The sequence below is a fragment of the Methylobacterium sp. J-070 genome (assembly GCF_022829385.1).
Lineage (GTDB): Bacteria > Pseudomonadota > Alphaproteobacteria > Rhizobiales > Beijerinckiaceae > Methylobacterium.
The window spans coordinates 1-6,413 of record NZ_JAKSXX010000304.1 but is presented as its reverse complement, the minus strand read 5'-3'; the positions used below and the strand labels follow the sequence as shown (position 1 = coordinate 6,413).

Annotated in this window: 8 protein-coding genes; 2 read left to right on the top strand and 6 right to left on the bottom strand. The window is 65.2% G+C overall.

Translation table 11 applies throughout. The annotated features are described in order from the left end of the window. Positions 1-155: 155 nt before the first annotated feature. From MKL01_RS34760 to MKL01_RS34750, 3 genes are all read right to left on the bottom strand, one after another. A complete protein-coding gene (locus MKL01_RS34760) occupies positions 156-1,847 on the bottom strand; it encodes a pilus assembly protein (RefSeq protein ID WP_243909725.1) in 1,692 nt (563 codons plus the stop codon). Positions 1,848-2,552: 705 nt separating this feature from the next. Further along, positions 2,553-3,434, bottom strand: coding sequence for a tyrosine-type recombinase/integrase (locus MKL01_RS34755; RefSeq protein ID WP_243909724.1), 882 nt, complete (start codon positions 3,432-3,434; stop codon positions 2,553-2,555). Positions 3,435-3,440: 6 nt separating this feature from the next. Beyond that, positions 3,441-3,683, bottom strand: coding sequence for a hypothetical protein (locus tag MKL01_RS34750; protein ID WP_243909723.1), 243 nt, complete (start codon positions 3,681-3,683; stop codon positions 3,441-3,443). 225 nt (positions 3,684-3,908) lie between these two features. Between MKL01_RS34750 and MKL01_RS34745 the strand changes: the two genes are divergently transcribed. Together MKL01_RS34745 and MKL01_RS34740 are read left to right on the top strand one after the other, a co-directional pair. Further along, the gene (locus MKL01_RS34745; protein WP_243909722.1) at positions 3,909-4,559 is read left to right on the top strand and encodes a ParA family protein; all 651 of its coding nucleotides are present in this window, start codon (positions 3,909-3,911) and stop codon (positions 4,557-4,559) included. Next, entirely contained in the window at positions 4,556-4,858 is a 303-nt protein-coding gene (locus tag MKL01_RS34740; protein WP_243909721.1) for a ribbon-helix-helix domain-containing protein, read from the top strand. The genes MKL01_RS34745 and MKL01_RS34740 overlap by 4 nt, the downstream gene beginning before the upstream one ends. 226 nt (positions 4,859-5,084) lie before the next feature. Here the strand turns inward: MKL01_RS34740 and MKL01_RS34735 are convergent, their stop codons facing one another. Genes MKL01_RS34735 through MKL01_RS34725 form a run of 3 tightly spaced genes read right to left on the bottom strand, consistent with a single transcriptional unit; the run spans position 5,085 to position 6,331 of the window. Next, the gene (locus MKL01_RS34735; protein WP_243909726.1) at positions 5,085-5,504 is read right to left on the bottom strand and encodes a DUF3618 domain-containing protein; all 420 of its coding nucleotides are present in this window, start codon (positions 5,502-5,504) and stop codon (positions 5,085-5,087) included. Continuing rightward, positions 5,501-5,896: a phage holin family protein gene (locus MKL01_RS34730; RefSeq protein ID WP_243909720.1), complete on the bottom strand. Its 396-nt coding sequence runs from the start codon at positions 5,894-5,896 to the stop codon at positions 5,501-5,503. Before MKL01_RS34730 ends, MKL01_RS34735 begins: the two co-directional genes overlap by 4 nt. Positions 5,897-5,905: 9 nt before the next feature. Beyond that, positions 5,906-6,331, bottom strand: a complete 426-nt coding sequence (locus MKL01_RS34725; RefSeq protein ID WP_243909719.1) for a hypothetical protein — start codon at positions 6,329-6,331, stop codon at positions 5,906-5,908. Positions 6,332-6,413 lie beyond the last annotated feature (82 nt).

Below are 6,413 nucleotides of genomic sequence, written 5' to 3'. Positions count from 1 at the left end.
GCGCTCGGCTCTCGCCAAGAGCCTCGGTCTCGGCAACCAGCGCCGGAAGACGGCTCCGAAGGCTGCAGACCACGCTGAGACCGTCTCCGAGAAGCCGAAGCGGGCTGGCCGGCCGCGGAAGGCCAAGGGTAGCGCTGAGGCGTAGGTTCGGCAGGCTACTGCGTCAGCCGCAGCGCACCGATGCTGGCCTGGATCTGCTGGAATGCCCCAATCAGGTCATCCGAGGTGTTCGCGAGGAAGTACTGGTTCGATGATGAGGCGCAGTTTTTTAGGAGCGTCTGACCTGCCGCGTCGATTGGATCGGACGGGATGCTGAAGCCGATCGTATAGATCGAGATGTTGACCGCTTTCGCGTTGGTGCACGCTTGTGCGGTGAGCGCGTCGAGCGCGTTCCGGGAACTGGCGGTGTCGGAGACGTTCTGGTTCGTAGATGGCAGTCGTGGGTTTGGGGTCGTGCCGTTAGCGTTCTGGAAATAGCCCGCTGCGAAGTACATCGAACCATTCGGAGAATATGGGTTCGTCGCCCAGCTGTTGGTGCCGTCGGTCATCAAGATGATGATCTTGTTGATCGTCGTTGCGTTCGAGCTGTTCGCGGTCGACGCGTAGGCGCTCCCGTCCGCGAAGACACTCTTGGGCGAGAGCGTCCGCCAGCCCCACATGAAACCCTCGTGGATATTAGTCGAGCCTAAAGGCGCCATGTTGCTGATCAGGGTCTTCAGGCCCGTTGTGTCGTTCGTCAGCCGCTGAAGTGGTTGCGTCGTGCAACCAAAGTTCGGACCGTTCGGGATCCCCGTGGACGTGTTTAGGGACGTGGGCGCGGCGTTGTGCGGGCTGACGTACTTGCAGGCCCGACCCTCGGCGGAGTTGAACGATGTACTCGACGACATCATTGCGCAAGTGCCGTTGTTGGTGCCGTTGTCATCGTCAATGTAACTGTTGAAGCTATAGTAAGTGTTGTTGTTGACCGTGTATCCTGCGTAAGTCTTACTGGAGTCGCCCGGTTCGTCAGGGGCAAGCATCGGCACGTAGTAGGAGTCCTTGGTGCCGCTCGTTGGCGCGCCGTCCTGGACGTTCAGGGGATAAGGTAGCGTCTCAAGGCATCCGGCCCAGCCCCAGCCGGAATAGGCAGCTTGGAGCTTGGCGAAGATGTCGAACCGGCTGGTGAAGTTGGATCCGCCGGGCGAGAGCACGTTGGTCCAATGGTAGCTCGACTGGCCGTTCTGGTCGATCCAGGTAGCGTAGCGGTAGGTCGACGGGTTGACCGCCACGGCCGCCGCGAAGGGCACGATCGAGATCTTAGTCGCGCTGGAGAAGGCGGCGCTGGTGTAGACGTAGTTGACGAAGTTCGTCGCCGCGGTCTGGACCGCCTGCAGCTTCGTCTGGCCTCCGCTCGACTCGGCCATCGATCCGGTGTTGTCGAGAACGAGCGCGATCTCGAAGGTCTTCGGCAGGGGCGTGGCGCATTGCGACTTCGCGCCGGGATTGATGCTCGTCGTGCCGGTGAGCTTGCCGAAGAAGGTCGTCGACAGCTTGTGGGCTGTCAGTGTGATCTGGCGCGGGTTGCTGGTGATGACCAACGGGTCGACCACGAGGTTCGTTACCCCCATGGCGCCGACCATCGTCGTCTGGGCCATCGTGTTGAGATCGGGCGTCGTCGTCGTCAGCGGCGTCTGGCATAGGAGGATCGCAGTGCCGTCCGTCGCGGCCTGCAGCTTGGTCTCGAGCCGGGTCGCGAAGCCGTAATCGACCGCCGCGCCGGAGAGCATGAGCATCGGCACGCTGAGGAAGGCGAACAGGATCGCGACGTTGCCGCCACGGCTACGCACAAACCGTCTATGGAGGGTCACGAGTTGTCGGACCTCCAGCCAGGATCTTCCGTAAGAATTCTGAGTCATTGCCCATGAAAAACGTTCTATCTAAAAACCGGCTCCTAACGGTTTTAGAAATCAGTTAATTTAGACTTACTACTGGCTATTTGTGTCTGTTTTGAATGACTCAGCAATATATCATAGGAACCCGCTCCCCGAATGACCTTTGAACGCATTGGCGCGGCGGATGTAGCCGACGACCGTCCGCGGATCCCGGTGGCCGCTCTGATCCATAAAGCGGGCCGAGATTCAATGCTGTACCGTCGCTGCAAATGGTGCTCACGTTGTGATCTCGGCATCTAAAGCCCGGCGGCACCCATGCGACGCTTCCTAGCGCTCTTCACCGCTCTAGCTACCCTCGCTTGGCTCCCCTCGGCGGGACATGCGCGGAGCACGCCTGAGCCGACCAGAAAGCCGGCTGCAGGCGCGGCAGCTGCCGGCGAGGAAGCCGCATCGGCCGTCGACCCGGCGGTGCTCGACCGGTGTCGGCAGCGGGCGGACAGTCAGAAGCTTAGAGAGGGCCCGGAGCGGAAGGCCTTCTTGGGGACCTGCGTCACGCCGGAGGATTGACGCCGCACATGGGCGGGCGTTCGCTTCTTCCCAGCCACCCCCGTACTGCGATAGTTCGCTACGGTGATAGCAACATGCGTCGGTACCGGCGTGCATCGATGGTGCTGTAAGCTGCTACACCCCTAAGAAGCGCGCGCTGCTCTCGCTTGGCCGAGCATGCAGATAGCGCCCGGTCGTCGCCACCGAGGCGTGCCCGAGCGTGGCCTGCACGAGGTGGCTCGGCGCACCGCGGTCGAGGCTGTGCGAGGCGTGGGCGTGCCGCAGCCAGTGCGCCGAGACCTCGATAGGTAGGCCGGCCCTGGCAGCCGCGGCCTTCACCACCCGGTGGACCGCGCTCGGGTCGAGCGCCCCACCCTTCCGCGAGCGGAACACGGGTTGATCGGCCGGTGCCTCGCCGCGCAGGGCCGCCAGCACCTTCCAGGTCGCGGCCGAGAGCAGCACCGCCCGCGTCTTCCCACCCTTACCGAACACCGTCGCCTGCCCGGCCTCATCCCGGGCCGCGAGATCCCGCCAGCGTAGCCCGCAAACCTCCGAGATGCGCAGGCCGCCGCCATAGAGCACCGTCAGCAGCACTCGGTTTCGCAGGACGGGCTCCTGCCGGATCATCAATAGTGCGTCCGCCTCCGACATGATCCGCTCGGCCAGCGTGTTCTTGATCGGCGGCACCTTCACGGCCGCGCCGATGTTGAAACGCAGGAACCCGACCTCCTGGGCGAACGTGAACAGGCTTTTGAGCGCCGCGGCGGTGAGCGCCACCGTCGCCGAGGACCCGGGCCGGGCCGCGATGTAGTCCTGAAGCTCGCTCATCCGGACGGATCCGAGCGGCTTGCCGACATGCGCCAGGAAGCGGCACGCTTCGCGCTCGTAGTTTCGACGCGTGTTGGGGCTCGACGACCGGGCGAGCCATAGCCGGATCATCTGCGCGTCATCGTCGGCCTGGGCCGGCGGTAGCCCAGGCTCCGGTTCAGACGTGATGACCGCCGGCAGTGAGACCATGGCACTTCAATCCCACTCTTGGCTGTCGAGGGAGCAAGCGCCACCCATGCGCGTGGCAATGGCGGACATCGCGCTATCCAGCGTCCCGTGAGCGGTCACAACGCCGTCGAGGCTGCAACCGAGCTTCGCGACGATCTTGTAGGCCTCAGGGTTAGCCGATCGGGTGACCTTCCCGAGATCGCGTCCCAGACGGTCCCGCAGCTCCCATTCCGCCTGCGCCTCTGCGACGGGTTTCAAAACGACGTCCATGGCGCTCCTCGTACCTGACGCAAGATAACAGGACTTGTATTGCGTTCGTGACGATGCCACACCGACAGTGTCGCAGCAAGCCACATCGCTACGGTGCTAGCACGCTACGACAATGCGTTCGAATGCCCTCACGGCGCTGCGCCGATGCGTGGGCAGCGAGCCAGCGGGTAACGGGTGTTTCACGCTGCGCCCGCACGGTGATGCTGAGACACGGGAGCACGGACGTTGCGAGTCGTCGTCTTCACCAGCCGAAAGGGCGGCAGCGGCAAGAGTACGCTGTGCGCACACCTATCTGTTTATGCCGATGCGCCGAATGCACCGGCCCTTCTGATCGACACCGATCCGCAGGGCAGCCTCGCGCTCTGGCATGAGCTGCGTCAGGCCGAGACGCCGGTCTCGGTGAAGTGCGAGGCTCGCGACCTTCCCGACACCATCGAGGCGGCGCGCAAGGATGGGATCGGCTGGTGCTTCGTCGACACCCCGCCGCACAACACGGCCGACATCGCCGCCGCCATGCGCGTGGCCGACCTCGCGGTAATCCCGTTCCGGCCGGCCGTCTTTGACATCGCCGCGATGGCGGCCACGCTGGAGATGGCTCGCGCGATCGGCAAGCCGGTGCTGCCGGTCATCAACTCGGCCCCGCCACGCCGAGGCGTCCAGGCCGCGCACGTCGTGACCGAGGCTCGCGAGGCGCTGTTCGCGATGAGCGCGACGCCCTGGGCCGGCCAGATCACGACTCGGGCGGCCTTCGCCCACGCGCTGGCGAGCGGTCAGGCCGTCGGCGAGTTCGAGCCGGGGAGCGCCGCGGCCAGCGAGGTTTCGGAGCTGTGGCAGGAGACCCGCCGCGCGCTCGGCATCAGGGGATCGAAGAAGTGAGCAAGAAGCCCTCGTTCGCCAACCTCGGCACCCGCTTGGCTTCGAAGGCCGCCGAGGCGACCGCTTCCGCGCCGCTGGCCGTGATGGAGGAGGACGCCCAGGCAGAGACGGCCGCGGCGAAGCCCATGCGTGGCAAGCGTCAGCCGGACGGCCGTCGCGGGATCCTGGTCCGCGCGAGGCCCGAGGCGTGGAAGGCCCTCAAGATGGTCGCCCTCGACCGCGAGGTGACGCTGCAGGACGTGATGACAGAGGCCATCAACGACGTGCTCGCCAAGCACGGCAAGCCGCCAGTCGCATGACGCCGGTAGCACCGTGCCGGACTAGATCGGCATAGATGCAGCAGCATTGACCCGCACAGGCGCACGGACGTGCGTCGCTACGGTGCTAGCGCCGTAGTTTGCTGCATTGGCATGCCGCTGGCTATTTACGGCTCTACCAACCGCGGACGCGGTCGGGGTTGCGCGCGAGGCCGGGATGCAGCCAGTCGGCTGGTCCCGGCCGGTCGCTCAGAATTTCTGAAAACGCTTACTTCGTGATCCGCACCGAGACCGGGTCGCTGCCCGGGAAGCTCTCCTCCAGCGCATCGTCGAGCCGCTCGTGCAGCCGGTCCGGGTGGTTCTCAGGGAGGTGGCGATCGGTCGTCGTGATGGCGGATCCTGCAGAGACAACTGCTAGACGCCTCCGCTCCGCGGCGGTTCGAAAAGCCTCGTAGACAAGCAGCCCGAAGCCGGCCGCGATCATGAGCGCCGGGACGGGATTGACCCGGACATCTGCGACAAGCCGCTCGACGGTCTCGCTCGCTGCCTGTCCTGACCGGCGCAGGTCGGCAAAGTCACGCGGGATCCCTGGCCGATTGAACCGGGCCTGCAGATCGGCCAGCGTCCGGTCGAGCCGGCCTCGGCTGGCCTCTACGTCCTGCTCTAGCTTGTCTGGCGAGTCACTCATGTGTCTATGCGCTCCGTAAGGACTTTTGCGTCCTGTTTGACCTGCCGCCCCGTCCGGGTCGGCTCTAGCGTGGACAGAGAGGTCTTGCTGCGCCCAAACAGTCCGAGACCGATCGCGAGCAGGAGAAAGTCGCCGCCCACGATCAGCGCCGCCAACGCGTCGGACTGCAGGAGAACAGCAATGCCCTTCACCAAGGCGAGGAGCAGCGTGAACAGGCCCGCAATGGCGAACACGGCAGCCATGAGCAGCAGGCTGAGGCCGAGGGATATGTGGTGGACGCTCAGCGCCAGCTCGGTACGGAACAGCGCAATCTCGCCGCCGACGAGGTCCCGTAGTTCGCGGATCGCATCGCCGACGAGTGTCGGGATGCTGCGCAATCCTGGCTCGGCCATCTCGCTTTTCTAGACGTCAGGCGTCGGGAGGACGTCAACCGGGACGACCGCGCGCGAGCGAGGAACCGGACGAACCTCGGGCGTGCGGAGGGCGCGGAACAGCGCGAAAGCGGCCAGGGCAGCCGCGGCGGTCGCCAGAGCGGGACGCCGCCGGACCGCCGCGTGCACCTCATCGTACATCTCACCAAAGGAGCGACGTGAGATGGTCTCGGCCAACTCGTCGACGCAGAGCGCGGCCTGCTCGAACACCTCCTTCAGCTGCGGCAGCGCGTCGAAGCTGGCACCTGTGTCGCGGATGGCACCCCCGACGTCCGACACGAGCCGTGCCGCGTCGGCCTTGCGCTTCTCGATATAGCCCTGGGTCTGATCGCGCAGCGCGTCGGCAAAGCCTGGACCGGCCGCGCTCGGCCGGCCATTCTGAGCACCGTTCGGCATTGGGCAGTTACTCCGGGGCACTCTCGACCAGAAGGAACCGTAAGCGCCCCATACAGTTCCGCTGCACCGCCGGCTGCGTGGT